Raw genomic sequence first — 24,992 nt, 5'->3', positions numbered from 1 at the left:
AAGCGAACAATCAATTCTGTTGATTATTACCATTGTGTTTATGAACTTTTATATCGACTTATCGAGAGTAGCATTGGCTTCGTACCCACTTTATCGCCCTCCCAAGGAGCAACCCATCATGAAACGCCAACTTCTGTTCAGCCTTACCCTCTCGATGCTGGCCAGCACCGCTTTCGCTCTGCCAGCTGCCGATCAGGCTACCCCGCAAGTGAAATCCAGCCACTCGGTGTTCAGCCAGACTGTTGCTGCCGACGGTTCGGACCGCACTCCACAAGGCCAGACCCTGGCTGAAAACGGTCGTAACCGTCTGGAAGAAAAAGGTCTGGTTCAAGATGGCTATGACAAAACCCCACAAGGCCAAACCTTAGCTGAAGGCGGCCGTGATCGTCTGGAAGAGAAAGGTCTGGTTCAAGACGGTTATGACAAGACTCCACAAGGTCAGACTCTCGCCTCCGACGGCTATGACAAGACTCCACAAGGTCAGACCCTGGCTTCCGATGGCTACGACAAGACCCCACAAGGTCAAACCCTGGCCGAAGGTGGTGGTGACCGTGTGATCGAACGCAACAGCGCTTTGAGCTAAGCCCGTGGCGGCCTGGAAAAAAAGCCCAATCCCCGGATTGGGCTTTTGACTTTTCAGCAGCCTGTATAAAGAAGTCGAGATTTCCCTGCTCCCTCTCCCCCGCTGCCGTTCGACGCCGACAAAGCCGATTTGCTAGAGTGCGGCGCTTGTCTTGCCTAAGAACACACCCTTGCGATGCTGCCCCGCGCCGAACAGAAACAACAGACCCGCAACGCCCTGATGGACGCTGCCCGCCACTTGATGGAAAGCGGCCGAGGATTCGGCAGCCTGAGCCTGCGTGAAGTGACGAAAACCGCCGGCATCGTGCCCACCGGTTTCTACCGGCATTTCGCCGACATGGACGAACTCGGCCTGGTACTGGTCAGCGAAGTCGGCCAGACCTTCCGCGAAACCATCCGCTTGGTGCGCCACAACGAATTCGTCATGGGCGGCATCATCGATGCCTCGGTACGGATCTTCCTCGACGTGGTCAGCGCCAACCGTTCGCAATTCCTGTTTCTGGCCCGCGAGCAATACGGTGGATCGCTGCCGGTGCGTCAGGCGATTGGCCGTTTGCGGGAGGACATCAGTTCCGACCTGGCGGCGGATCTGGCCCTGATGCCCAAATTGCAACATCTGAACCGTGAGGGCTTGAGCGTGATGGCCGATCTGATCGTCAAATCGGTGTTCGCCACCCTGCCGGACATCATCGACCCGCCCGCCGAAGCCCTGCCCGAGCATCTGACGCCCCAGGCGAAGATCACCCAGCAGTTGCGATTCATCTTTATCGGGCTCAAGCACTGGCAAGGGCTCGGCAGTACCGAGTGAGTCAGCAAAAAATCGCAGCCAAGGCTGCGATTTTTTTTGCGCCGTAAATTGGTGCATGTAAAAAACTTCATGCACCAAAACACCTCACAATCCTGCAACATCTTGAAACATCCGCTAGTCTCCGACAGGGTTTTCCTACGTCTCGTCCGATTGGCAAGCCCCTTGCTCTAGCCTGAGCATTGTTCTTAGCAGGAAGCTTTCCGATGCTGGTGATTCATCGCAGAATCGACCCCCAACCCGTCTGGGCCGCCGAGTTGCACCTGACTTTCGAAGCCAGGAGCAAAAGCCGCCTGCGCTGTTTCAGTGCCGACGGCGAAGACGTTGGACTGTTTCTGGAGCGCGGCCAGCCGCCGCTGCATGACGGCGAATGCCTGCAGGCCGAAGATGGCCGGATCGTCCGGGTCTGCGCCCGCCCCGAACAACTGTTGCACGTCACCTGCGCCAACGCCTTCGAACTGACCCGTGCGGCCTATCACCTGGGCAATCGCCACGTAGCGCTGCAAGTCGGTGACGGCTGGTTGCGCCTGCTCGACGATTACGTACTCAAAGCCATGCTTGAGCAACTGGGTGCGCAGGTGGAATCCATCGAAGCACCGTTCCAGCCGGAACACGGCGCCTACGGTGGTGGCCATCACCATTCGCGGCACGGTGAAGAGGACTTCAACTACGCGCCGAAACTCCACCAGTTCGGCGTCCGTTTGTGAACCCGGCCTGGGCGCTGCTGCGCCTGGCCAGTCCGCAACTGCCGATTGGCGGCTACAGCTATTCCCAGGGTCTGGAGATGGCTGTGGATAACGGACGCGTCGACAGCCCGGAAAGCGCCCGGCGCTGGATCAGCGATCAATTGCTGCTCAACCTCGCGCGGTTCGAGGCTCCCCTGCTACTCGCCCATTGCCAGGCCGCCGCGGACGAAAACTGGGATGAGCTGCTGCGTATCTGCGAAAGCCACCGCGCCAGCCGCGAAACCCGCGAGCTGCATCTGGAGAGCCGGCAGATGGGCTACTCGTTGCAGCAATTGCTCAACGGCTTGCCGGAACTCGATCAGGCCGCGCGGGACTTTCTCGACCACTGCACCGAACCGCACCTGGCCCTGTGCTGGGCACTGGCGGCCCGCGCCTGGCAGATCAACCCGCAGGACGCCCTCGCCGCCTGGCTGTGGAGCTGGCTGGAAAACCAGCTCGCGGTGCTGATGAAAACCCTGCCGCTGGGCCAGCAAGCCGCCCAGCGCCTGACCAGCGAACTGCTGCCGTTGCTGCAACAAGCCCAGCAGGATGCCACCCGAATCAATCCCGAACACCTCGGCAGCGCCGCGTTCGGTCTGTCCCTGGCGTGCATGGCCCATGAGCGCCAGTACAGCCGCCTGTTCCGTTCCTAGGGCCTTTCAGTCTGGAGAATCACATGAACACACAACCCCTGCGCGTCGGCATCGGCGGCCCGGTCGGTTCCGGCAAAACCGCGTTGACCCTGGCCCTGTGCCTGGCGCTGCGCGAGCGCTACAACCTGGCCGTGGTTACCAACGACATCTACACCCGCGAAGACGCCGACTTCCTGGTGCGCAACGAAGCCCTGGCACCGGAACGCATCATCGGCGTGGAAACCGGCGGCTGCCCGCACACCGCGATTCGCGAAGACGCGTCGATCAACCTCGAAGCGGTGGATCAACTGAACCGGCGTTTTCCGGGGCTGGACCTGATTCTGGTGGAGTCCGGTGGCGACAATCTTTCCGCAACCTTCAGCCCGGAACTGTCCGACCTGACCATTTACGTGATCGACGTTTCGGCCGGTGACAAGCTGCCGCGCAAGGGCGGGCCCGGTATCTGCAAGTCCGACCTGCTGGTGATCAACAAGATCGACCTCGCACCGCTGGTCGGCGCCTCGCTGGAGATGATGAACAGCGACACCCAACGCATGCGCAACGGCAAGCCGTTCGTGTTCAGCAACCAGAAAACCGGTCAGGGCCTGGAAGACATCATTGCCTTCATCGAACGCCAGGGCCTGCTGACTGCAGCCTGATTCACTGATCAACAAGGAAGCTTCTCCATGACACTCAAACGTATTCTCGGCGCTGTCGCACTCCTGCTGACACCGGCATTGGCCTTCGCCCACCCCGGCCACGGCGATTCCGGTCTGGTGGCCGGCATCAGCCACCCGATCGGCGGCCTCGACCATTTGCTGGCGATGGTGGCCGTCGGCCTGTGGGCGGCGCAGCAGCAAGGCGCGGCGCGCTGGGCGCTGCCGTGCACGTTTGTCGGCACCATGCTGATCGGCGGCCTGCTCGGCTTTGAAGGGCTGGAGTTGCCGGCGCTGGAAAGCGGGATTGCCGCTTCGGTGCTGGCACTGGGCCTGGCCGTGGCGCTGGCGGTGCGCCCGCCGCTGGTGATGGCCGTGGCGGCGACGGCGCTGTTTGCACTGTTCCATGGCGTGGCCCATGGCCTGGAGCTGCCGGACATGTCGAGCCCGTGGGCGTATGCCGCCGGTTTCGTGGTCGCGACAGCGGCACTGCATGCGGCGGGTTATGCGGTCGTGCGTTTTCTGCCTCAAGCTGCCGCGCCGCTGGTGCGACTGGCCGGAGCGGCTTCGGCGGTGACCGGCGCGTGGTTGCTGGCCGGCTGATTTCTATCGCCTGATCCGGCCTCATCGCCAGCAGGCTGGCTCCCACAATGGATTTGCAGCGTAAACAAAACCTGTGGGAGCCAGCCTGCTGGCGATAGCGGACTGACAGACACCGCGTCTCATCACGCCGCCGCTCTGCTACCATGTCGCGCAATCGCCCCTGCCGTGACGACGTCCGCCCATGCCCCACGCTTCCCGCTCCGCCTCCCTGCCTGAATTGACCACCCTGTTCGGTGAAGTGCAACAGCACTTTCTCGACGTGATCGTGCCCCTCTGGCAAGGACCGGGCTGGAACGCCGACATGGCGTTACCTTACGAGGCGCTGGACGCCGCGCATCAGCCGCTGCCACCGCAGCGCTATCGGGCCATGGCCTGCGCACGGCAGCTGTACCTGTTTTCCAGCCTGATCGGGGTTTTGGATAACGCCGAAGTCCGGGCGGCCGCGTTGTTCCGCTCCCTGCAACGGCACTTCCACGATGCCGAGTTCGGCGGCTGGTTTTACAGCATCGACCCCCAGGGCAAACCGCTGGATCAGCGCAAGGACCTCTACACCCACGCCTTCATACTGTTCGCTTGCGCCCACTATTGGGACAAGTCTCGTGAGCCGTTGGTGGAATCGACTCTGAACGCTGCACTCGAAGTCATCGGCCGGCGATTCGCAACGGGCGACGGCCTCTACGAAGCCTGCCTCGACCGCGACTGGATCACCCTGGAAACCGGCCCGCTGCAAAATCCGCTGATGCACCTGGCCGAAGCCTTCCTGGCCACCTTGGCCGTGCGCGAAGACGCACAGGTCAAACAGGCGCTGAGCGAGTTATGCACAGCCATGCACAAGCACTTCGTCGATCCGCAGGCCGGTGTGCTGATGGAAAAACCGCTGGGGGCTGTGGATAACTGGTATGAGCCGGGCCATCAGTTCGAATGGTATTTCCTGCTGGAGTCCTCGCCGCTGCTGCGCGGCTCGAAACTGCATGCCGCGCTGGACCGGGCCTTTGCGTTCACCGAGCAGTACGGCGTGGTGCAATCGTCCGGTGCCGTGCGGGCCATGCTCGATCTGAATATGGACGGGCGGCCGAAAGACTCGACCCAGCGCATCTGGGCCCAGGCCGAGTACCTCCGCGCCCTGACCTTGCGCCCGGACAGCGAAGCCGCCGTGCTGCGCCAGTTGCAGGCGTTGCAGCAGCGCTTCCTGCATGCCGGTGGCTGGCATGAATGCCGCGACGAACAGGGCGAGGTCAGCCGCAAGGACATGCCGTCGACCACGCCGTATCACTTGGCGACCTGCTATCGCGGCCTCACCGATTATCTGCGCTGATTGTTCAATCGCTATCGCGAGCAAGCTCGCTCCCACAGTTGATTGTGCGGCTCACAAATAGTCTGTTCGGCGCGATTCCAACGTGGGAGCGAGCCTGCTCGCGAAGGCCGTTACACGGTCGCTAGGCGATCCACTTTTTGTCGCCCGTAAAGCTGATGGTCAACCACCGTGCCGCATCCGGTTTGCCCAGCTTCGCCGAGATTTCCTCCCGCAACGCGTCCAGCTGAGCGACGCTGCTCAGCGCGTAATCCGCCGGCAACACCACATGAATCTCGATGAACCGCGCCCGTCCGTGCTTCTGCACGTAGGACACGTAATCGTCGAAACCATGCTCGACCTTCGCCGCCTCCATCACCTCGCGCACCTGCTCATCCAGCGTGTCCGGCGCAATGCCGAGTACGTCACGCAGCGCCGGACCAAGGATCTTGAACGCCGGAGGCAGCATGGTCAGGGCCAGCACGATCAGGATCAGCGGGTCGACGAACTTCGCCCACTCGCCATAGCCCTGGGACTTGAGCAGCAGCGCCGCGAGGAAACTGATCAACAGGCCCACGGACAGCATCGCGTCCACCAGCCAGCTGATGTTGTCGAACTGGATCAGGCTCGACTTGAGCTTGCGATTGCGGTGGCGCACGTAGAAGAAGTAGGCGAACTCGACAACGGTAAACACCGCCGCATAGATGATCACCAGACCCAGTTCGATCTCACGACCGCCATTGATGATGCCGAACACGCCGTTGAGAAACGCGTAGATCGCAATCAGCAGCAGGAAGCTGCCCTCGATCAGCAGCACCATCGGCTCCAGATGCCAAAAGCCGAACTGGAAACGCTGGTTGCTTTGCTTGGCGATCAGCTTCGCGGTGATCAGCATCAGCACTTTGATGAACGTGGCAATCAGCGAAAAAAAGCCATCGAACAGGATGGACTGGGAACCCGAAACAAAACCGGTGGCGATCCCGGCGATCGACACGGCGAACATCAGAAGGGTCGATTGTTTGAGCAGCGACTGCTCACCTCGGTTACTCACTTTGACTCCTCGAAAAACCTTGATAACCGCAGGGTGCGGTTGGGTTGTTGAGGGATGAGTCTACCTTACTGCCAGATTCTGGCCGATTTGCCCTCTTCGCCGGCTCGCTGGCGAAGAGGGCAAAACCGTATCAAGCCTTGTTGCGCTCGATGGCAAAACCCGCCCAGGTCTGGCTCACCGGCATCAGTTCCAGGCTGTTGATGTTGATGTGCGCCGGCGCATTCAGCACCCAGAAGATCGTCTCGGCGATGTCCTGCGGCTGGATCGGCTCGGCACCGGCGTAGGTGGCGTCGTAACGCGCCTGGTCACCAGCGAAACGCACCAGCGAGAACTCGCTCTCGCACAGGCCTGGCTCGATGTTGCTGACGCGAACGCCAGTGCCCTGCAAGTCGCAGCGCAGGTTCAGCGAGAACTGTTTGACGAACGCCTTGGTCGCGCCATAAACGTGGCTGCCCGGGTACGGGTAGTTACCGGCGATGGAACCCAGATTGACGATGCCGGCGCCGCGACCATGTGCGATCAGGCGTGGCAGCAACAGGCGAGTGCTGTACATCAGGCCTTTGACGTTGGTGTCGACCATGGTGTCCCAATCGTCGAGGTCGCACTTCGGTGCAGGGTCCACGCCCAGCGCGAGACCTGCGTTGTTGATCAGGCCGCGCAGTTTGGCGAAGGATGGCGGCAGGTTGGCAATCGCCTCCTCCATCGCCTTGCGATCACGCACGTCCAGCACCAGGCCATGCACTTCGGTCTGCTTCGACAGCTCGGCGCACAGCGCGTTGAGGCGTTCTTCACGACGACCGGTCAGCACCAGTTTCCAGCCGGCCTCGGCAAAACGACGGGCACAGGCTTCACCAAAACCGGACGTCGCGCCGGTGATAAACAGGGTGTTGGACATCGTGTTCTCCTTGCTTCGGCCACTCGGGGCAGCCATTGGAATAGAAAATCAGCAGGCAGCATGCCCGGCCCGGCGAGCAGCGGCAACCGGGTCTGCAGGATGCCCGTCAGAGATTTCGAGTACAGGGGATCTGCGCGAAGCTGCCGCCACGCAGTGTCACTACGTTCGCACTGGTCTTTTCGATCTCGTCGGGGAGTGTCAGGTGCAACGCTTTGGCCGCCGTTTGTGCATTTTCCCAGAGAATTTTTCCATAGTTCACATAGCCGGTAGCTTGACCACCCCCCGTGACAAGCCGGACCGCGCTGCCGCCCGGACGGAAGTAAAGTGTCGCACTGGCCTCGGTACAACTGTAGGCAGAGTCCTTTTGTGCAGTCGGCAGCAAACTGCCGGCCAAGGCGCCTACAGCGCTGTAGAGAAGGCCGCCGAGCAGAAAAATGCCCGCCAATCCGGCCAATACAGTCACCCAGCCGCCAGGAGCCCGAAAACGTCGGGTCTGCTGAACCGGGTTGGCGTCTGCCTCGACGGTCGAGACTACGTGAGGTAGAACCTCGACCTGTGGTGCAATCACCGGGACTTCCATACCCGCTGACGCTTGTGCCCTGACCACAACTTGCCGAATGAACAACGGTCTGGGCACCTTTTCACGCTGCCTGTGGATAATCCGTGCCTGCAACACCACAAATACCGCACACAACAATGGCACCATCTGATTCAGCGCAGGCGACTGACTGTTGACCCAACCCACCACAAGCGGATCGCCAACCGCGATGTCGCCCGCCACATAACCCAGCAACGCCGCCCCTGACGCGATCAGTCGAGGCTGACGCTGCAACAGTCTGGAGATCTGCACACTGGCGAACATCAGCACCGGCACGCTCAGCAACAGCCCCAGCAGCAGATAGAACACACTGCCCTGCGCCACTGCCGCGAGTCCGAGGACATTGTCCATGCTCATGATCAGGTCGGCGGTCAGGACGGTGAGCACCGCGCTGCTCATGGTCGGCAAAGCGGCCCCCGTCAACGCCTCGCCCTCTTCGTTCGCAGCCTCTTCGGTCAGCAGGCGAATGGCGATCATCAGCAACAGCACGGCGCCGATCAGTTTGAGTCCCGGAATCCACAGCAACCAGCTCGCCAGGGTCGTTAGCAGCACGCGCAAGAGAATCGCGCCGCTGGTGCCGATCAATACGGCCCGCTTGAGTTGCTCGGGAGGCAGGCCGCGACAGGCCAGGGCGATGACCAGCGCATTGTCTCCGGACAGGATCAAGTCCAGCAGGAATACCTCCAGCACCAGGCTCAAGGCATGCAGCGCACCGTCAAACAGCATCGAATGATTCCCCGGAAAACATGGCCTTCACCACCCCAGTGCTCCACCGAGCCCTGCATACAGGCCGAGCGCCGAAGTCAGGGTGAAAATGACTGCGACAACCTGCGCATAACGTCCCCGCAAGCGGTGCTCCGTCGGTAACGCGCGGTACGCCAGCCAAAAGAGAAACAGCAGGATCAGTGGAATCAGCAAGGCATTGAGCACACCGACGGCAATCGACAGGCGAATCAGGTTCACCCCTGACCCGACCAGCACAGCGCCGCCAATCAACAAGAGGGCGAACGGACCATAAAACCACGGCGCGTCCAGCGGGTGTTGCTCCAGCGAATGTCTGACTCCCAACGCCTCGCCCACTGCCCAGACGGCGCTCAGACAGACCACGATCGTCGCGACCAGCGCGCCTCCCGCCAGGCCAATGGCGAACACCAACTTGCCCCAGGCCGGACCGATCAGCGCACCGAACGCTTCGCCGATCTGCGCAATGCTGTCCAGCCCCGCCGGGTGCCCGCCGAGGGTCGCTGCCGCCGCGATGACGATGGCCGCCGTCAGCACCTGACAGAACACCGCCCCCATCAGCGTATCGGCGCGGGCGATGGGCAAATGCGTGGCGTCCAGGCCTTTGTCGATCAATGCAGACTGCTGATAAAACACTGTCCACGGCATGACGCTGGTGCCCAGATTGGCGGCCATCAGATACAGGTAATCCGGGTTATCGAGCGGCATGCGGGCGATGTCATGCAGCAGTCGGGACATGTCCGGGCGGGACTTGATCGCCATGGCCACGAACGCCAGCCCGAACAGGCCCAGCGCCAGCGTCACCCGCTCCACCGAACGATAGGAGCCGGTGAGAACCATTCCTAGGATGAACACCACCAGCATCAGCAGGATCACCCAGCCGGGAATCGCAAACAGACTGCCGGCACCGACCAGTCCACTCATCTGCGTCAGCAATGCACCAAAACAACTGATCAGCAGGACTGTCGCCGTGATCGCCGCCATTACCCGGCCAAAGCGCTGCCGTATCAATTCGACGTAACCCTTGCCGGTGCACAGGCCCAGGCGCACCGTCAGCTCCTGAGCCATGAACATCAACGGCACCAGCAGAAACTGCAACAACAGCAACCGATAGCCCCATTGCGCACCACTTTGCGCAGCCGTTATCACACTGCCGGCTTCCGTATCGGCCATCATCACCACCAGTCCTGGCCCCACGGTGGCAAGCATACGTGTCAGGCGCTGGCGCAAGGCCGGTGCGGTGGCAGGAAGGTCGCTCATGGCTTGCGGTCGTCGCTAGCGGCCGGGCCGTTTTCAAACTGTTCGAGAAAAGCGGCGTCCGGGCTCAGCACCAGCATCGGCTGGCTGTCCGACAGTGCCTGACGGTAGGTCTGCAACGAGCGGTACAGTTTGTAAAACCCGGGGTCCTTGCTGAATGCCGCCGAGAGAATCTGGTTGGCCGCCGCATCTGCTTCACCATGGGTGATTGCCGACTGGCGCTGAACCTCGGAGAGCAGCACCGTGCGATCGCGATCCGCCTTGGCCTGGATCTGCTGCGCCCACTCGAACCCTTGGGCGCGCAGCTCCTTGGCTTCTCGCTGACGCTCGGATTTCATTCGGTCGTAAATGGCCTGACTGGCCTCCAGCGGCAAATCGAGACGGTGCAAGCGCACTTCCGTGACATCGATACCCAAGGCTCGAGCCTTTTCGGCGACGTCTTTCTCGATGATCGCAACGGATTGCTGTCGTGCAGGCGACAGCAGCGAACGTAGCGAAACTTCACCCAGTTCCCGGCGCAGTGACGAACTGACCATTTGCATCAACTGCGCATTGGCCTGATCCAGCGTCCCGACGGCCTGATAGAAACGCAGCGGGTCGCTGATGCGAAAGCGGCTGTAGGTTTCCACCTCGATACGCTTCTGATCGCCGAGAATCACTTGCTCGGCCGGGGATGCCAGCGTCTGCAAACGACGATCATAGAAGACAATGGAATCGCTGAACGGCACCTTGAATTTCAAGCCCGGCTCGCCGGCCACCCCCATTGGCGCCCCGAAGCGAATGATCAACGCCTGTTGCGATTCGTCGACCACATAGGCTGAAGCCCCCAACGCCCAGAGTCCCAACGCTGCGCTGACCAGCGCCGCGCGCTTGAACAGTCGATTCATGGCCGGGACTCCTTTGGAGCCGTCTTCACCGACTCGCCCAGCGGCATGTAAGGCACCACGCCGGACATTCCTTTGCCAGAAGAATCGACGATCACTCTGGAGGCTTTTTTCAACACCTCATCCATGCTCTCCATGTAGAGGCGCCATGCCGTGACATCCCGGGACTGCACATAGCTGTTGTAGACCGAGAGAAAGCGTTTGGCCTCACCTTCGGCGAGATTACCGACCTGAGCCTTGTAAGCCTCGGCCTCCTGAGTAATACGCGAAGCATCGCCCCGCGCCCGGGGAATCACATCGTTGGCGTAGGCTTCGGCTTCGTTGCGCGAGCGCTCCTGATCTGCGCGCGCCCGTTGCACGTCGTTGAATGCATCAATGACCTGTGGCGGTGGATCGACCCGCTGCAACTGGACTTGCGTGACCAGAATCCCGGCCTCTTCGCGATCCAGCAGTTGCTGCAATAACTCACGGGTTTCATCGGCGATCTGCGCCCGTTTGTCAGACATGACCGACTGAATCGGCGTGCGTCCGATCACTTCGCGCAACGCACTTTCTGCCGCCAGTTTCACCGAGCGTTCCGGGTCACTGATCCTGAACAGGTACAGGCGTGCATCCTTGATCCGCCAGAACACCGTGCAATCCGCTTCGACGATGTTTTCGTCACCGGTGAGCATCTGCTTGTCGCGGGCACCGGTGCCGGCCGCACTTTGCACACTGATGCTGCTGCCCAGTTGCAACTGATTGACCTGAGTGATTTTCGGCAACAGCACCGTTTCGATGGGGAATGGCAGGTGATAGTGCAGTCCGGATTCAGCGGTCTGCTGCCAGCGCCCGAATCGCAGGACAATGCCCTGTTCGTCAGGCTGTACCTTGTAGATTCCCGAACCGAGCCAAGCCAGAAACAACAGCCCGCCAATCAACAGCAACCCGCGCCCGCCGAGATCCATCACTGCTATCTGATAGCCGATTCGCTGGCGCAGCCGACGGACCGGGCTGACGTCGGCCGGAACAAAAGCGGGGCTATCGGTCATGCATTGGCTCCAGGTCTTCCACTGACAAAAACCCCACACAGAGTGAGGCGATGCGCGCAGATTATCCAAACCCGGAATTGGCGAAGTGAAGATTTATTCATGTGCACTGTTCAAAAAACAACCAACCACCGCCAGGCCTTGTCTGGCCTGGCTTTCAGCCAACTACGCGCACGTTATCCACAGACAGGCCCACAGTCTCTGGGGGCAAGTGAAAGTTGCATAAACCCTTTACCCACAAGGCCTTGCACAGGATATGGAAAGTTTTTTTCTTGACCCCGGAGAAGCTGCTGTGCGGAGCAAGGCATTCTGCACGACCGACCAGTCACCGCCGTGATTGCGCAGGGCCAGTAATCACGGCCCTCAGCGCAGTCTTTCCAGAGTTTAATCACAGACTTATCCACAGGCTTGCCCACATGCATTCGCCTGTTTTGTCGTGGTCATAAAAAGGTTGACAAACGAGCCCCCAGCAACTGGGAAAAGGCCTGATCAAAAAACAATCACACGCCTGCAAGCCACGGTTTGAAAGGCTTTCAGCCAGCTACTCCCACGTTATTCACAGCCGGCTCCACAGCAAACGGGGACAAGTCAAAACTGTGGAAAAACAGCCATTTGCAGCGTCTATATGTCGCGCTTTGGCAGGTTGGGGATTTTGTTTTCCACAATTTCGGGAATGGCGTGGATCGTGATGGATTCTGGATACAAAAAAGCCCCGGGACTGACGTCCCGGGGCTCTGTATCGCTGTGGAAAAACTGAGAACTCAGTGCCCGCCGAGATAGGCGTTACGCACCTCCTCGTTCACCAGCAACTCCTTGCCGGTGCCCGTCAGGCGGATCTCGCCGTTGACCATCACATAGGCCCGGTCGGACAGTTTCAACGCGTGGTTGGCGTTCTGCTCGACGAGGAAAATAGTCATGCCGGTTTTCGCCAGTTCCCGCAGGGTGGCGAAGATCTGTTTCACCACGATCGGCGCCAGCCCCAGACTCGGCTCATCCAGCAGCAACAGCTTGGGACGGCTCATCAGGGCCCGGGCGATGGCGAGCATTTGCTGCTCGCCGCCGGACATGGTCATTGCGCGCTGAGTGCGACGCTCTTCGAGGCGCGGGAACAGCTCGAACATGCGCTGCATGTCTTCCTTGGCGTACTTGTCGCCGATCGGGATGGTGCCCATCAGCAGGTTTTCCTCGACGGTCATGTCGGGGAACACCCGCCGCCCTTCCGGCGACTGCGCGATGCCGTTGGAGGCGATGTAGTGCGATGACTTGTGGGTAATGTCCACGCCCTGATAGAGGATCTGCCCGCCCGCCGCCCGCGGCTGGCCGAAGATCGACATCAGCAGCGTTGACTTGCCGGCACCGTTGGAGCCGATCAGGCTGACGGTTTCCCCTTCGTTGATCTGCAGCGAGACGCCTTTGAGGGCCTGGATCGGGCCGTAGAACACGTCCAGATCCTTGAGTTCGAGGATGGGTTGCGTCATACGACTTCCTCTTCGTCGGCGCCCAGGTAAGCCGCAATCACCTTCGGATCGTGGCGGATATCGTCCGGACCGCCTTCGGCGATGACGATGCCGTGGTCCAGCACCACGATGTGATCGGAAATGCTCATTACCATGCCCATGTCGTGTTCGATCAGCACCACGGTCAGATCGTGCTCGTCGCGCAGCAGCCGGATCATCGCGCTCAGCGCTTCGGTTTCCTGAGGGTTGAGGCCGGCGGCCGGTTCGTCGAGGCAGATGATCTGCGGCCGCGTGCACATGGCCCGGGCGATCTCCAGACGGCGTTGCTGACCGTAGGACAGTTCACCGGCCAGACGGTTGGCGCAGTCCACCAGATCCACCACTTCCAGCCAGTAGAACGCGCAGTCCAGCGCATCGCTTTCGGCCTTGCGGTAGCCCTTGGTGTTGAGAATGCCGGCCAGCATGTTGCGGTTGACCCACATGTGCTGGGCCACCAGCAGGTTTTCCAGCACCGACATTTCCTTGAACAGGCGAATGTTCTGGAACGTCCGGGCCAGGCCCGCGCGGTTGACCAGATGGGTGCCGCCGAACATCTTGTAATACAGGCGACTGGCAAAGCTTTTCGGCGAGACGAAGTCGGTCGGCTTGAACGACTCGCCCAGCAACTTGATGACGTTGGTCTGCTGGCCGCGCACGTTGAGTTCGATCTTGCCGCCGGAGGCCTTGTAGAACCCGGTCAGGCAGTTGAACACCGTGGTCTTGCCGGCGCCGTTGGGGCCGATCAGGGCGAAGATCGAATTGCGTTTGACCTTCAGGCTGACATCGCTCAAGGCCTTGATGCCACCGAAGTGCATCATCAGTTTTTCAACAGAGAGTACGACTTCACTCATGGCGCAGTCCTCTCATAGTGAATGGCACCTTTGCGTGGAGTGACCCCGGTACGGCTGATGCGGATCAGCCCGCGCGGTCGCCAGATCATCATCAACACCATCAGGATCCCGAACAGCAGCACGCGGTATTCGGCGAAGCCGCGCAGCAGTTCCGGGGCGACGGTCAGCACGAACGCTGCGATCACCACACCGATGGTCGAGCCCATGCCGCCGAGCACGACGATGGCGAGGATCAGCGCCGACTCGAAGAAGGTGAACGAGGTCGGGTTGACGAAGCCTTGGTAGGTGGCGAAGAACACGCCTGCCAGACCCGCCGTGGACGCACCGATGGTGAACGCCGAGAGCTTGACCAGCACGTGATTGAGGCCCATCGAGCGGCAGGCGATCTCGTCTTCACGCAGGGCTTCCCAGGCGCGGCCGACCGGCATCTTCACCAGACGATGCTTGATGTACAGCACGGCCAGCACCACCAGGAACAGCACCGCGTAGATGAAGTAATACTTCACGTCCGGGTTGTAGGCGATGCCGAAGAACTCGTGGAACGGCACCCCGCCATCCTTCGCCCGCTTGCCGAATTCCAGACCGAAGAACGTCGGCAGTGGCGCCGGCATACCGTTCGGACCGCCGGTCAGGGACAGCCAGTTGTTGAGGATCAGACGGATGATTTCACCGAAACCCAGGGTCACGATCGCCAGGTAGTCACCGTGCAGGCGCAGCACCGGGAAGCCAAGGATGCAACCGGCAAGGCCAGCCGTAATCGCCGCCAGCGGCAGCACGGTCCAGAAACCCAGCCCGAGGTACTGATAACCGAGCGCCAGACCGTAGGCGCCGATGGCGTAAAACGCCACGTAACCCAGGTCGAGCAGGCCGGCCAGACCGACCACGATGTTCAGCCCCAGCCCCAGCAGCACGTAGATCAATCCGAGGATGACCACGCCCAGCAGGTAAGAGTTGGAAACGAATGGCACGATCACGGCCAGCACGATCAGCAGCGGGATGATCCAGCGCAGCCTGGACTTGTGATCGGCGGGCAACACATGCACGCCGGAACCGGTGCTCTCGAATCCTTCGAGGATTTTCAGGCCCTTGGGGGTCTGCAGGAACAGGCTCAGGGCAAAGCGGCCGGCCATGACGATGGCAATGATCCACGCCACGCGGGTCGGTTCGAGGTTGAAGCTGTAGCCGTCGAGTACCACGCCGACGATCGGCCCGAACACGATCAGGGCAATCAGACCGGCGAGAATCGCCTCAACCAGGCTTTTTTTGACATCAATGGATTTTGTAGTGGTTGAAGACATCGCTTACACCTTCGACACAAGAGGACGGCCCAGCAGGCCCTGAGGCCGGAAGACCAGAACAAGTACGAGCAGCGAGAAGCTGAACACGTCTTTGTAGTCGGAGTTGACCAGGCCCGAGAACAGCGACTCGGAGATCCCGAGGATGATCCCGCCCAACATGGCGCCAGGCAGCGAGCCGATCCCGCCGAGCACCGCGGCGGTGAACGCCTTGATGCCGATGACGAAGCCTGCGTAGAAGTCGAACGTGCCGTAGTTCATGGTGATCAGCACGCCGGCCAGGGCCGCCATCGCTGCACCGATGATGAACACATAGGAAATCACCCGGTCGGTGTTGATCCCCAGGATCGAAGCCATCTTGCGGTCTTGCTGGGTGGCGCGGCACATGCGGCCGAGCTTGGTGTACTTGATCACGTAGGTCAGCAGGCCCATCCCGACGAACGCCGCGACGAGAATGAAGATCTTGGTGTAGGTCAGCTGGACGAAGCCCGAGCCGACATCGATGCGCCAGGCACCGGTGAGCAGCGTCGGAACACCCTGTTGACGGGCGCCCTGGCTGATCTGGGCATAGTTTTGCAGGATCAGGGAGATACCGATGGCGCTGATCAGCGGAGCCAGTCGGGTGGAGTTGCGCAGTGGTTTGTAGGCGATGCGTTCGATGACCCAGCCATACACCCCCGTGACGACGATAGTGAAGACCAGTGTGCCGAGCATCAGCAGCGGGAAGGATTCGATACCGAAGTAAGCCAGCAGAGCCAGACTGATTGCCGCGAGGTAAGCGGAAATCATGTAAACCTCGCCGTGGGCGAAGTTGATCATGCCGATGATGCCGTAGACCATTGTGTAGCCGATGGCGATCAGGCCATAGACCGACCCGAGGGTCAGGCCGTTGACCAGTTGCTGCAGGAAAATACCATCCATAACGCAATCTCACGCAGTGAGAACCTGCACACCCGGGGGCACGCGGTTCTTCTAGGAAAAATACAGATTTACGTCGGAGCAGTGTCAGAGCGCATTCAGCCCGACCACCACAGGATCCTGTGGGAGCGAGCCAGCTCGCGAAAGCGGTTGATCATTCAACAGAGATGTTGCCTGTCAGTCCGTCTTCGCGAGCAGGCTCGCTCCCACATGGGATGAGTGGGATCAGCCGATCGCGTCAGCCCTTACTTCTGTTTTTCCAGCTGGTGATATTTGCCGGTCGCGTCCCACTGATAGACCACGTAGTCGGAGACTTTCAGGTCGCCCTTGGCGTCCCAGGTCTTCTCGCCCATCACGGTTTTCACAGGGTTGGCTTTCAGCCATTTGGCAGCGTCTTCGCCCTTGTTGGACTTGGCGCCGTTGAAGCCGGCAGCCAGGGCCTGGATCGAAGCGTAGGCGTACAGGGTGTAGCCTTCAGGCTCGGTGCCGGCCTTACGGAAGGCATCCACGACAGTCTTGCTTTCCGGCAGCAGGCGCGGGTCGGCGCCGAAGGTCATCAGCACGCCGTCGACGTATTGCGGGCCGCCGGCGGTGGTCACCAGTTCGTCGGTCACGATGCCGTCGTCAGACATGAACTTCACGTCTTTCAGGCCTTCGGTACGCAGTTGCTTGACCAGTGGACCGGCTTCCGGGTGCAGGCCGCCGAAGTAGACCACGTCGGCACCGGCCGCGCGGATCTTGGTGACCACGGCGCTGAAGTCTTTCTCGCCACGGGTCAGGCCTTCGTACAGCACCGGCTTCACGCCGCGTTTTTCCAGTTGTGCCTTGGTCGCATCGGCCAGGCCCTGACCGTAGGTGTCCTTGTCGTGCAGCACGGCCACTTTCTTGCCCTTGAGCACGTCTACGATGTAGTCGCCGGCGACGATGCCTTGCTGGTCGTCACGGCCGCACATACGGAACATGGCGCTCAGACCGCGCTCGGTCACCTGCGGGTTGGTGGAACCCGGGGTGATTGCGATGATGCCGGCCTCGTCGTAGATCTCCGACGCAGGAATGGTGGAAGACGAGCAGAAGTGGCCGACCACACCGGCGACTTTCTGGTTGGTGAGGTCCTTGGCGACCGTCACCGCCTGTTTCGGTTCGCAGGCGTCATCGCCTTTGACCAGGACGATTTTTTCCCCGTTGACGCCGCCCGCCGCGTTGACCGCATCGGCCGCCGCTTGTGCCCCTTTCATGTACTGCTCGCCAAATGCCGCATTGGCACCCGTCATGGGGCCCGCCACACCGATTTTCACATCAGCTTGTGCAAACGCAGAAACACCCAGCGCAGTAGCCACTGCGAGGGCCAGAAAGCCTTTCTTGTAAAACGTCTGGGACATGAGGTGGTGCTCCAAGGTTTTTTTTAGTTGGCACTGCGACTTCACTGGAATGCTCAGAGCAAGGGCCGTGCCATCGGTTTTTTATTCTTCAAAAAGTCGCTGCTTTCTTGTTATTTCGACTGTTTCGTTCCCATTTTCATTGGGCGTGCAACCGTCTAAACCGCGGAAGGTGAAACCATTTGTTTTTTCAGGCGCAACCCGCACGCGCCATCATTGCAACCGCGGCGCCAAACGACGTGCAACCAGCCTGTAACAGCTCGCGTCACCGAACTGCACACTGCTGGTGCGGGACTGCTACAACCCGCACCATTACAGGCTAGTCGCTACGCGCAAAAGCGCCGCGTTACGCAACAATTTTCAACATTCAAATAACGATGCGCAGGCACTGGCCCGCGTGATACAGCGAGAACCCGGCCTCGTACAGGCAACTGCGCAAGCCCACGCCCGCCAGGGGCTGCATCGGTGCAAAGGGAATCGGCAAGGCCTGAGGATTTCCGTTACACAGGTAGTCGGCGAAGGCTTTGCCGACCACGGTGCCGGTGGTCACACCACGGCCGTTGTAACCGGTGACGGCCACCAGTCCCGGCGCCGGCTCGAACAGACGCATCAGGTGATCGGGGGTGAACGCGATGCGCCCGGTCCAGGTGCACTCCCATTCGACGGGCTTGAGGTTGGGGAAATAATGTTGCTGCACCCGGTCGGCCCAGGCCTTGAGGAACCAGGTCGGTTTCTGATTGCCATTACCGAGGCTGCCCAGCAACAGTCGCCCGTCCTTGTCGCGGCGGATGCTGCTCAGCACCTGGCGGGTATCCCACGAGCCTTGCCCGCCCGGGAGGATTTCATGGGCTGCGTCTTCGGTGAGCGGCACCGAAGCGACCTGATAGTAGTAACCGGGAAAGAAATTGCGTTTGAGTTCGGTCCAGTCGCCTTCGGTGTAGGCGTTGGAGGCAATGACCACTTGTTCGGCTTGCACCGAGCCCTGCCCGGTCTGTACCGACCATTGCTGGCCCTGACGTTCAAGTCGGGTGACCGGGGAATGATCGAACATCTGCCCGCCGAGCCCCGACACGGCTTTCGCCAGCCCGGTGACATACGCCATCGGATTGAGCGTGCCGGCGCGCCGGTCAAGCAGCGCGGCGGCAATCTTTTGCGTGCCGGTCGCCAGTTCACAGGCTTTGCCGGTCAACAATTCGACCGGCGCACCGCGGCGTTTCCACTGTTCTTCGCGACTGCGCAGATCCGCCTCGCCCTTGGCGTTGTGCGCCATGTGCAGGGTGCCTTCACGGCGCAACTGGCAATCGATGTTGTATTTATCCACCAGGCTGAACACCAGCGCCGGCGCCGCACCGAGCATGCGGTTGAGCTGGCTGCCGACCGCCTCGCCGAAGCCGGCCTCGATCTCGTCCGGCGGGATCCACATCCCGGCGTTGACCAGTCCGACATTGCGCCCGGAGCCACCCTGCCCGGCGCGATGGGCTTCGAGCACGCAAACGCTTTTGCCCTTTTCCAACAGATGCAGCGCCGCCGACAACCCGGTAAACCCGGCGCCGATCACGCAGACATCGACTTTGACCTCGCCCCTGAGCGCCGAGTTATCCGGTCGTTGCGGCGTGAGTTTTTCCCACAGACATTCTTCGCGTAACGGCATTGCCAGACTCCAACAGAAACCTAACAAACACACAGTTCAACAATGTGGGGCGAGCCTGCTCCGGACGACGCTCCGACGAAAGCGGCGTTTCAGCCAACATTAATGTCGACTGAACCACCGCTTTCGCGGGCAAGCCCGCTCCCACAAGGGGATCTCCACTTGACCGAAGGAATCAGTCGAACGTGATGCCCTGCGCCAACGGCAACTCCAGCGAGTAGTTCACGGTGTTTGTCTGGCGGCGCATGTACGCGCGCCATGCATCCGAGCCAGACTCGCGACCACCACCGGTTTCTTTTTCACCGCCAAACGCGCCGCCAATCTCCGCGCCGCTCGGGCCGATGTTGACGTTGGCGATACCGCAGTCGCTGCCGACCGCCGACATGAATTTCTCGGCCTCGCGCACATCGGTGGTGAAGATGCACGACGACAGGCCTTGCGGCACGGCATTGTTCAGGCGCAGCGCCTCGTCGAAATCGCTGTAGCCGACCACGTACAGGATCGGCGCGAAGGTTTCGCTGCACACCACGTCGCTCTGCTCCGGCATTTCAACGATGGCCGGCGAGACGTAGTAGGCGTTGGGGAACTGGTCTTCCAGTTGACGCTTGCCGCCGAACACCCGGCCGCCCTCGCTCAGCGCCTGCTCCAACGCATCCTGCATATTTTCAAAGCTGTGCTTGTCGATCAGCGGGCCGATCAGGTTGCCTTCCAGTGGGTGGCCGATGCGGACTTTGGAGTACGCGGCCTTGAGGCGGGTGACGATTTCTTCTTTCACCGACTCATGGGCGATCAGGCGACGCAACGTGGTGCAACGCTGCCCGGCAGTGCCGACGGCGCTGAACAGAATGGCGCGCACGGCCATGTCCAGATCGGCGCTCGGGCCGAGGATCATGGCGTTGTTGCCGCCCAGTTCAAGGATGCTGCGGGCGAAGCGCGCGGCGACTTTCGGCGCCACTTCGCGGCCCATGCGGGTGCTGCCGGTAGCGCTGATCAGTGCGACACGCGGGTCATCCACCAGCGCTTCGCCGGCATCGCGGCCACCGATGATCACCTGGCTCAGATGCGCCGGGGCATCGCTGAAATTCTTCAGTACGCGCTCGAACAGCGCCTGGCAGGCCAGTGCGGTCAGCGGGGTTTTCTCCGAAGGTTTCCACACCACCGGGTTGCCGCAGACCAGCGCCAGCGTGGTGTTCCACGCCCACACCGCGACCGGGAAGTTGAACGCACTGATCACGCCGACCACGCCCAGCGGGTGCCAGGTTTCACGCATGTGGTGGCCCGGGCGCTCGGAAGCGATGGTCAAACCGTACAACTGACGCGAGAGGCCGACGGCGAAGTCGCAGATGTCGATCATCTCCTGCACTTCACCAAGGCCTTCCTGGGTGATCTTGCCGGCTTCCCACGACACCAGCTCGCCGAGGTCGGCCTTGTATTCCCGCAGCACTTCGCCGAACTGACGCACCAGCTCGCCGCGACGCGGGGCCGGCACCTTGCGCCATTGTTCGAACGCATGATCTGCGCGACTGATGTGCTGCTCGACTTCAGCCGGGCCTTCCCAGTTCACGGCGCCGATGCGGCTGCCGTCGATGGGCGAATGCACCGGCACTTTGCCGTTCTGGTACAGGGCCGGGTTCACACCAAGACGATCAAGCAATGCGGCAACCATGGGTCACTCCTCAAGCAAAAAAACTGAATGTGTGCGGGCGCGTTCAGCGCCCGGGCAGGCCTTTAGTTGTAGCTTCAGGAAGGCCATGCAACAAACGACCTTTACGCGAGATATCATTCCGTTTATTCATGCTGCGAAGAAAGACAAGAAAAGGATCGCCCATGCTGAACAAACGCCACTTGCCGTCGATCACCGCGCTGCAGTGCTTCGAGGCCGTGACCCGGCACCTGAGTTTCACCCGGGCCGCCGAGGAACTGAACCTGACTCAGAGCGCCGTCAGCAAGCAGGTGGCGCAGCTCGAAGAATTGCTGCAGCACTTGTTGTTCCGTCGGGTACGCCGCCGTTTGCAGATGACTCCGGCCGGTGATCTGTACCTGGTGGAAGTCAGAAAAATCCTGACCCAGGTCGAGATGTCGACCCATTACCTGCGTTCCTACGGCGGCGAAACCGAAGTCCTGCGCGTCTCCACACCCTCGACCTTCGGCGCCCGCTGGCTGGTGCCGCGCCTCAAGGGCTGGCGTCTGCGCCACCCGTCGATTCATCTGGATCTGTGCAACGAACAGGAAGCCGATGACTTGCTGCAAGGGCGCAGCGACCTGGCGTTCTATTTCGGCCAGGGTTCACGCCCCGGCACCGAGTGCCTGAAGTTGTTCGGCGAGGAACTGGTGCCTGTGTGCGCCCCCGGCAGCCTGCCGGACACGCCGTTGACTGATCCAACGCAACTCACCGATCTGGTGCTGCTGCAGAATGCTTCGCGCCCGCAAGCGTGGCACGACTGGTTCGACAGCCAAGGCCATCAGACCGAGCACAGCTACCACGGCCCGCGCTTCGAAACCTTTTATATGTGCATCCGCGCGGCGCAGGTCGGCTGCGGCGTCGCCCTGCTGCCGAGGTTCCTGGTGGAAGAGGAATTGGCCGACGGCAAACTGGTCATTCCCTGGCAGCATGCAATGCCCAGTACCGACGCGTATTACCTGGCCTACCCGGAACACGCGGCGGAAGTGCCCAAGGTGCGGGATTTCGTGAAGTGGATGCTGGAGCAGATCGACAGCCCCGATGCTTGAAAATGTGGGAGCGAGCCTGCTCGCGAAGAGGGCGCTACATTCACAATCGATGTTGACTGGAGGAACACTATCGCGAGCAGGCTCGCTCCCACAGGGATCTGTGGCGGTCAAAAAATCGCTGGCAATCCACACCCCGGATATGCGCCACTAGCGCCATTGATTGATACCGCGCCAACGCGCGGCCCGCCTGGAGACCCCGTTATGAGCGAGAGTGTGTTTGCCGATCGCATCGTGCAGAACCTGCTCGACACCGACTTCTACAAACTGACGATGATGCAGGCGGTGCTGCACAACTACCCCAACGTCGAAGTCGAATGGGAGTTCCGTTGCCGTAACAGTGAAGATCTGCGCCCGTATCTGGCGGAGATCCGCTTCCAGGTCGAGCGTCTGGCCGAGTTGAGCCTGAGCGCCGATCAGTTGAGTTTCCTCGAGCGCATCAGCTTCCTCAAACCTGACTTTCTGCGATTCCTCGGTCTGTTCCGCTTCAACCTGCGTTATCTGCACACCGGCATCGAGAACGGCGAGCTGTTCATCCGCCTGCGCGGGCCGTGGCTGCATGTGATTCTGTTCGAAGTGCCGCTGCTGGCGATCGTCAGCGAAGTGCGCAACCGCTATCGCTACCGCGAAACGGTACTGGAACAGGCTCGCGAGCAGCTGTACCGCAAGTTCGACTGGCTGACCGCCAACGCCTCGTCTGAAGAGTTGTCGCAGTTGCAGGTCGCCGATTTCGGCACGCGCCGCAGGTTTTCCTACCGCGTGCAGGAAGAAGTGGTGAACGTGCTCAAGCACGACTTCCCCGGGCGTTTCGTCGGCACCAGCAATGTGCACCTGTCCCGCGAACTGGACATGAAACCCCTGGGCACCATGGCCCACGAATGGATCATGGCTCACCAGCAACTCGGCCCGCGACTGATCGACAGCCAGATTGCCGCCCTCGATTGCTGGGTCCGCGAGTACCGCGGTTTGTTGGGGATCGCCCTGACCGACTGCATCACCACCGACGCGTTCCTCGGCGATTTCGATCTGTTCTTCGCCAAGCTGTTCGACGGTTTGCGCCATGACTCCGGGGATCCGGTGCAGTGGGGCGAAAAATGCATCGCCCACTATCACAAGCTCGGCATCGACCCGATGAGCAAGACCCTGGTGTTCTCTGACAGCCTGACGCTGCCCAAGTCGCTGGAGATCTTCCGGGCGTTGCGGGGCCGGATCAATGTCAGCTTCGGTATCGGCACCAACCTCACCTGTGACATTCCGGGTGTCGAACCGATGAGCATCGTGCTTAAAATGACCGCCTGCAACGGCCAACCGGTGGCGAAGATCTCCGACGAGCCGGGCAAGACCCACTGCAAAGACCCGAATTTCGTCGCCTACTTGCGACACGTTTTCCAGGTTCCTGCCGTTTCCAGCCTTTCTAGCAAGGAGTGAATTCATGCAAGCCGTACAGCGTGAGATTGCTGAACAGCTCAACGTTCAGCCGCCGTTCGCCGACTACCAGGCCCTCGAAGCGGAAGTCGCCCGACGCATCACCTTCATCCAGGATTGCCTGACCAGTTCCGGGCTCAAGACCCTGGTGCTGGGCATCAGCGGCGGTGTCGACTCGCTGACCGCAGGCCTGTTGGCCCAGCGCGCCATGCGTGAACTGCGCGAGCGCACCGGAGACGAGGCCTACAAGTTCATCGCCGTGCGCCTGCCGTACGACGTGCAGTTCGATGAACACGACGCCCAGGCCTCGGTGGACTTCATCGCCCCGGACGAGCGTCACACCGTCAACATCGGCCCGGCAGTGAAATCCCTGGCCAGCGAAGTCGCAGCTTTCGAAGGCAAGCACGCGGTGTCGGTGGATTTCGTGCTCGGCAACACCAAGGCGCGGATGCGCATGGTCGCCCAGTACACCATCGCCGGCGCGGCCCACGGCCTGGTGATCGGCACCGACCACGCGGCGGAAGCGGTGATGGGTTTCTTCACCAAATTCGGTGACGGCGCCTGCGATCTGGCACCACTGAGCGGCCTGGTGAAAAACCAGGTCCGGGCCATCGCCCGAAGCTTCGGTGCACCGGAATCGCTGGTGGAAAAAGTGCCGACGGCGGATCTGGAAGACCTGTCGCCGGGCAAGCCGGATGAAGCGTCCCACGGCGTGACTTACGCCGAGATCGATGCTTTCCTGCACGGCGAGCCGCTGCGTCAGGAAGCATTCGATATCATCGTCAACACCTACAAGAAGACCCATCACAAGCGGGTCATGCCGTTTGCGCCTTGAATCCAGGGCATAAAAAAAGCGTCCCTCGGGACGCTTTTTTTTGGACTGCGGTTTTCTTACTTCACAACCACTTTGCCTTTCATCATCGAGATGTGGCCAGGGAAAGAGCAGAAGAAACTATAGTCACCACCGGCCTCCAGCTTAGAGGTATCGAATGTCACTTCGGTTTCTTTTTCCGGCGCACCAATCATTTTGGTATGAGCAATGATCGCGGCATTATCAGCTTTCAGATAGTCCTTCTCCAGGCCCTGACTCATGCCCTCGGTCGCAATGGCCTGCATGTCGGCAGTCTTGCTGATCACCAGGTTATGGCCCATCACATTCTTCGGCAAAGAGCCGCCATGAGTCAGCTTGACTGTGAACGTCTTGCAGCTCTTGTCGACTGTGAACTCCTTGGTGGTGTAGGTCATCTGGTCAGTGGATTCGACGGTGGTGGTGCACTCGGCGGCCATCAACTGGCTGCTGGCCAGCGCCAGCAGGGATACCGCAACAACTTTGGAAAACATGGTGAATCTCCAAGGCAGGGTTAACAAAAACACGAATGGTGGAAAGACTGCCTGAAATCTTCGCAAGTTCCTATGACTTGAGTCAAAAATTGTATACAACTTTCAGGCTATGACACTCATCGAAACAATCTAACAGCCAGACGATTGGCCGGGACGTATCTTCAGGG

The 24,992-nt window shown here is 60.7% G+C and carries 24 protein-coding genes; 10 read left to right on the top strand and 14 right to left on the bottom strand.

Features of this window, described 5'->3' with window-relative positions; genetic code table 11:
• The first annotated feature begins 118 nt into the window (after positions 1–118).
• From DLD99_RS03165 to DLD99_RS03135, 7 genes are all read left to right on the top strand, one after another.
• Complete coding sequence (locus tag DLD99_RS03165) at positions 119–583, top strand: hypothetical protein (RefSeq protein WP_114881238.1); 465 nt, start codon at positions 119–121, stop codon at positions 581–583.
• A 174-nt stretch (positions 584–757) separates the two neighbouring features.
• Positions 758–1,390, top strand: a complete 633-nt coding sequence (locus tag DLD99_RS03160) for a TetR family transcriptional regulator (protein ID WP_007950628.1) — start codon at positions 758–760, stop codon at positions 1,388–1,390.
• A gap of 203 nt (positions 1,391–1,593) precedes the next feature.
• A complete protein-coding gene (gene ureE / locus DLD99_RS03155; RefSeq protein WP_085711182.1) occupies positions 1,594–2,094 on the top strand; it encodes an urease accessory protein UreE in 501 nt (166 codons plus the stop codon).
• Positions 2,091–2,765, top strand: a complete 675-nt coding sequence (locus tag DLD99_RS03150) for an urease accessory protein UreF (protein ID WP_114881237.1) — start codon at positions 2,091–2,093, stop codon at positions 2,763–2,765. Before ureE ends, DLD99_RS03150 begins: the two co-directional genes overlap by 4 nt.
• A gap of 23 nt (positions 2,766–2,788) precedes the next feature.
• Positions 2,789–3,403 (top strand): urease accessory protein UreG, encoded by a 615-nt coding sequence (ureG, locus tag DLD99_RS03145; RefSeq protein WP_007950645.1) that lies wholly within the window; start codon positions 2,789–2,791, stop codon positions 3,401–3,403.
• Positions 3,404–3,430: 27 nt separating this feature from the next.
• Positions 3,431–4,003 (top strand): HupE/UreJ family protein, encoded by a 573-nt coding sequence (locus DLD99_RS03140; RefSeq protein WP_064379124.1) that lies wholly within the window; start codon positions 3,431–3,433, stop codon positions 4,001–4,003.
• Between the two features lie 181 nt (positions 4,004–4,184).
• Positions 4,185–5,318: an AGE family epimerase/isomerase gene (locus tag DLD99_RS03135; RefSeq protein WP_114881236.1), complete on the top strand. Its 1,134-nt coding sequence runs from the start codon at positions 4,185–4,187 to the stop codon at positions 5,316–5,318.
• Positions 5,319–5,439: 121 nt separating this feature from the next.
• Here the strand turns inward: DLD99_RS03135 and DLD99_RS03130 are convergent, their stop codons facing one another.
• From DLD99_RS03130 to amaB, 13 genes are all read right to left on the bottom strand, one after another.
• Positions 5,440–6,345, bottom strand: a complete 906-nt coding sequence (locus DLD99_RS03130; RefSeq protein ID WP_114881235.1) for a cation diffusion facilitator family transporter — start codon at positions 6,343–6,345, stop codon at positions 5,440–5,442.
• Between the two features lie 130 nt (positions 6,346–6,475).
• The gene (locus DLD99_RS03125) at positions 6,476–7,240 is read right to left on the bottom strand and encodes an SDR family oxidoreductase (protein ID WP_007950653.1); all 765 of its coding nucleotides are present in this window, start codon (positions 7,238–7,240) and stop codon (positions 6,476–6,478) included.
• Positions 7,241–7,346: 106 nt separating this feature from the next.
• Positions 7,347–8,564 carry a TerC family protein gene (locus DLD99_RS03120; protein ID WP_114881234.1) on the bottom strand — a complete coding sequence of 406 codons (1,218 nt, stop codon included), beginning with the start codon at positions 8,562–8,564 and terminating at the stop codon, positions 7,347–7,349.
• 27 nt (positions 8,565–8,591) lie between these two features.
• Complete coding sequence (locus DLD99_RS03115; RefSeq protein ID WP_167443757.1) at positions 8,592–9,839, bottom strand: Nramp family divalent metal transporter; 1,248 nt, start codon at positions 9,837–9,839, stop codon at positions 8,592–8,594.
• The gene (gene hflC / locus DLD99_RS03110; RefSeq protein WP_114881233.1) at positions 9,836–10,723 is read right to left on the bottom strand and encodes a protease modulator HflC; all 888 of its coding nucleotides are present in this window, start codon (positions 10,721–10,723) and stop codon (positions 9,836–9,838) included. Before hflC ends, DLD99_RS03115 begins: the two co-directional genes overlap by 4 nt.
• Positions 10,720–11,751, bottom strand: a complete 1,032-nt coding sequence (gene hflK / locus DLD99_RS03105) for an FtsH protease activity modulator HflK (protein ID WP_114881232.1) — start codon at positions 11,749–11,751, stop codon at positions 10,720–10,722. The genes hflC and hflK overlap by 4 nt, the downstream gene beginning before the upstream one ends.
• Positions 11,752–12,509: 758 nt before the next feature.
• The gene (locus DLD99_RS03095) at positions 12,510–13,226 is read right to left on the bottom strand and encodes an ABC transporter ATP-binding protein (protein ID WP_007950655.1); all 717 of its coding nucleotides are present in this window, start codon (positions 13,224–13,226) and stop codon (positions 12,510–12,512) included.
• The gene (locus DLD99_RS03090; RefSeq protein WP_114881231.1) at positions 13,223–14,095 is read right to left on the bottom strand and encodes an ATP-binding cassette domain-containing protein; all 873 of its coding nucleotides are present in this window, start codon (positions 14,093–14,095) and stop codon (positions 13,223–13,225) included. The genes DLD99_RS03095 and DLD99_RS03090 overlap by 4 nt, the downstream gene beginning before the upstream one ends.
• Entirely contained in the window at positions 14,092–15,393 is a 1,302-nt protein-coding gene (livM, locus tag DLD99_RS03085; protein WP_114881230.1) for a high-affinity branched-chain amino acid ABC transporter permease LivM, read from the bottom strand. Before livM ends, DLD99_RS03090 begins: the two co-directional genes overlap by 4 nt.
• A gap of 3 nt (positions 15,394–15,396) precedes the next feature.
• Positions 15,397–16,311: an ABC transporter permease subunit gene (locus DLD99_RS03080; RefSeq protein ID WP_007950661.1), complete on the bottom strand. Its 915-nt coding sequence runs from the start codon at positions 16,309–16,311 to the stop codon at positions 15,397–15,399.
• A gap of 242 nt (positions 16,312–16,553) precedes the next feature.
• The gene (locus DLD99_RS03075; protein WP_085711176.1) at positions 16,554–17,687 is read right to left on the bottom strand and encodes an ABC transporter substrate-binding protein; all 1,134 of its coding nucleotides are present in this window, start codon (positions 17,685–17,687) and stop codon (positions 16,554–16,556) included.
• A 364-nt stretch (positions 17,688–18,051) separates the two neighbouring features.
• The gene (gene amaA / locus DLD99_RS03070; RefSeq protein WP_114881229.1) at positions 18,052–19,335 is read right to left on the bottom strand and encodes an L-pipecolate oxidase; all 1,284 of its coding nucleotides are present in this window, start codon (positions 19,333–19,335) and stop codon (positions 18,052–18,054) included.
• Positions 19,336–19,507: 172 nt separating this feature from the next.
• On the bottom strand, positions 19,508–20,998 hold the full coding sequence (amaB, locus tag DLD99_RS03065) for an L-piperidine-6-carboxylate dehydrogenase (protein WP_114881228.1): 1,491 nt from the start codon (positions 20,996–20,998) through the stop codon (positions 19,508–19,510).
• 161 nt (positions 20,999–21,159) lie between these two features.
• Here amaB and DLD99_RS03060 point away from each other — a divergent pair, with 161 nt between their 5' ends.
• The 3 genes from DLD99_RS03060 (at position 21,160) to nadE (ending at position 24,319) form a co-directional block, all read left to right on the top strand.
• Positions 21,160–22,062 (top strand): LysR family transcriptional regulator, encoded by a 903-nt coding sequence (locus tag DLD99_RS03060; RefSeq protein ID WP_114881227.1) that lies wholly within the window; start codon positions 21,160–21,162, stop codon positions 22,060–22,062.
• Between the two features lie 201 nt (positions 22,063–22,263).
• Positions 22,264–23,487, top strand: a complete 1,224-nt coding sequence (pncB, locus tag DLD99_RS03050) for a nicotinate phosphoribosyltransferase (RefSeq protein ID WP_114881226.1) — start codon at positions 22,264–22,266, stop codon at positions 23,485–23,487.
• A 4-nt stretch (positions 23,488–23,491) separates the two neighbouring features.
• A complete protein-coding gene (gene nadE / locus DLD99_RS03045; RefSeq protein WP_114881225.1) occupies positions 23,492–24,319 on the top strand; it encodes an ammonia-dependent NAD(+) synthetase in 828 nt (275 codons plus the stop codon).
• A 56-nt stretch (positions 24,320–24,375) separates the two neighbouring features.
• Here the strand turns inward: nadE and azu are convergent, their stop codons facing one another.
• Positions 24,376–24,825 (bottom strand): azurin, encoded by a 450-nt coding sequence (gene azu / locus DLD99_RS03040; RefSeq protein WP_114881224.1) that lies wholly within the window; start codon positions 24,823–24,825, stop codon positions 24,376–24,378.
• Positions 24,826–24,992: the final 167 nt, after the last annotated feature.

The sequence above is a fragment of the Pseudomonas kribbensis genome, assembly GCF_003352185.1.
GTDB classification, from domain to species: Bacteria; Pseudomonadota; Gammaproteobacteria; order Pseudomonadales; family Pseudomonadaceae; genus Aquipseudomonas; species Aquipseudomonas kribbensis.
This window is presented reverse-complemented; position numbering and strand designations above follow the sequence as displayed.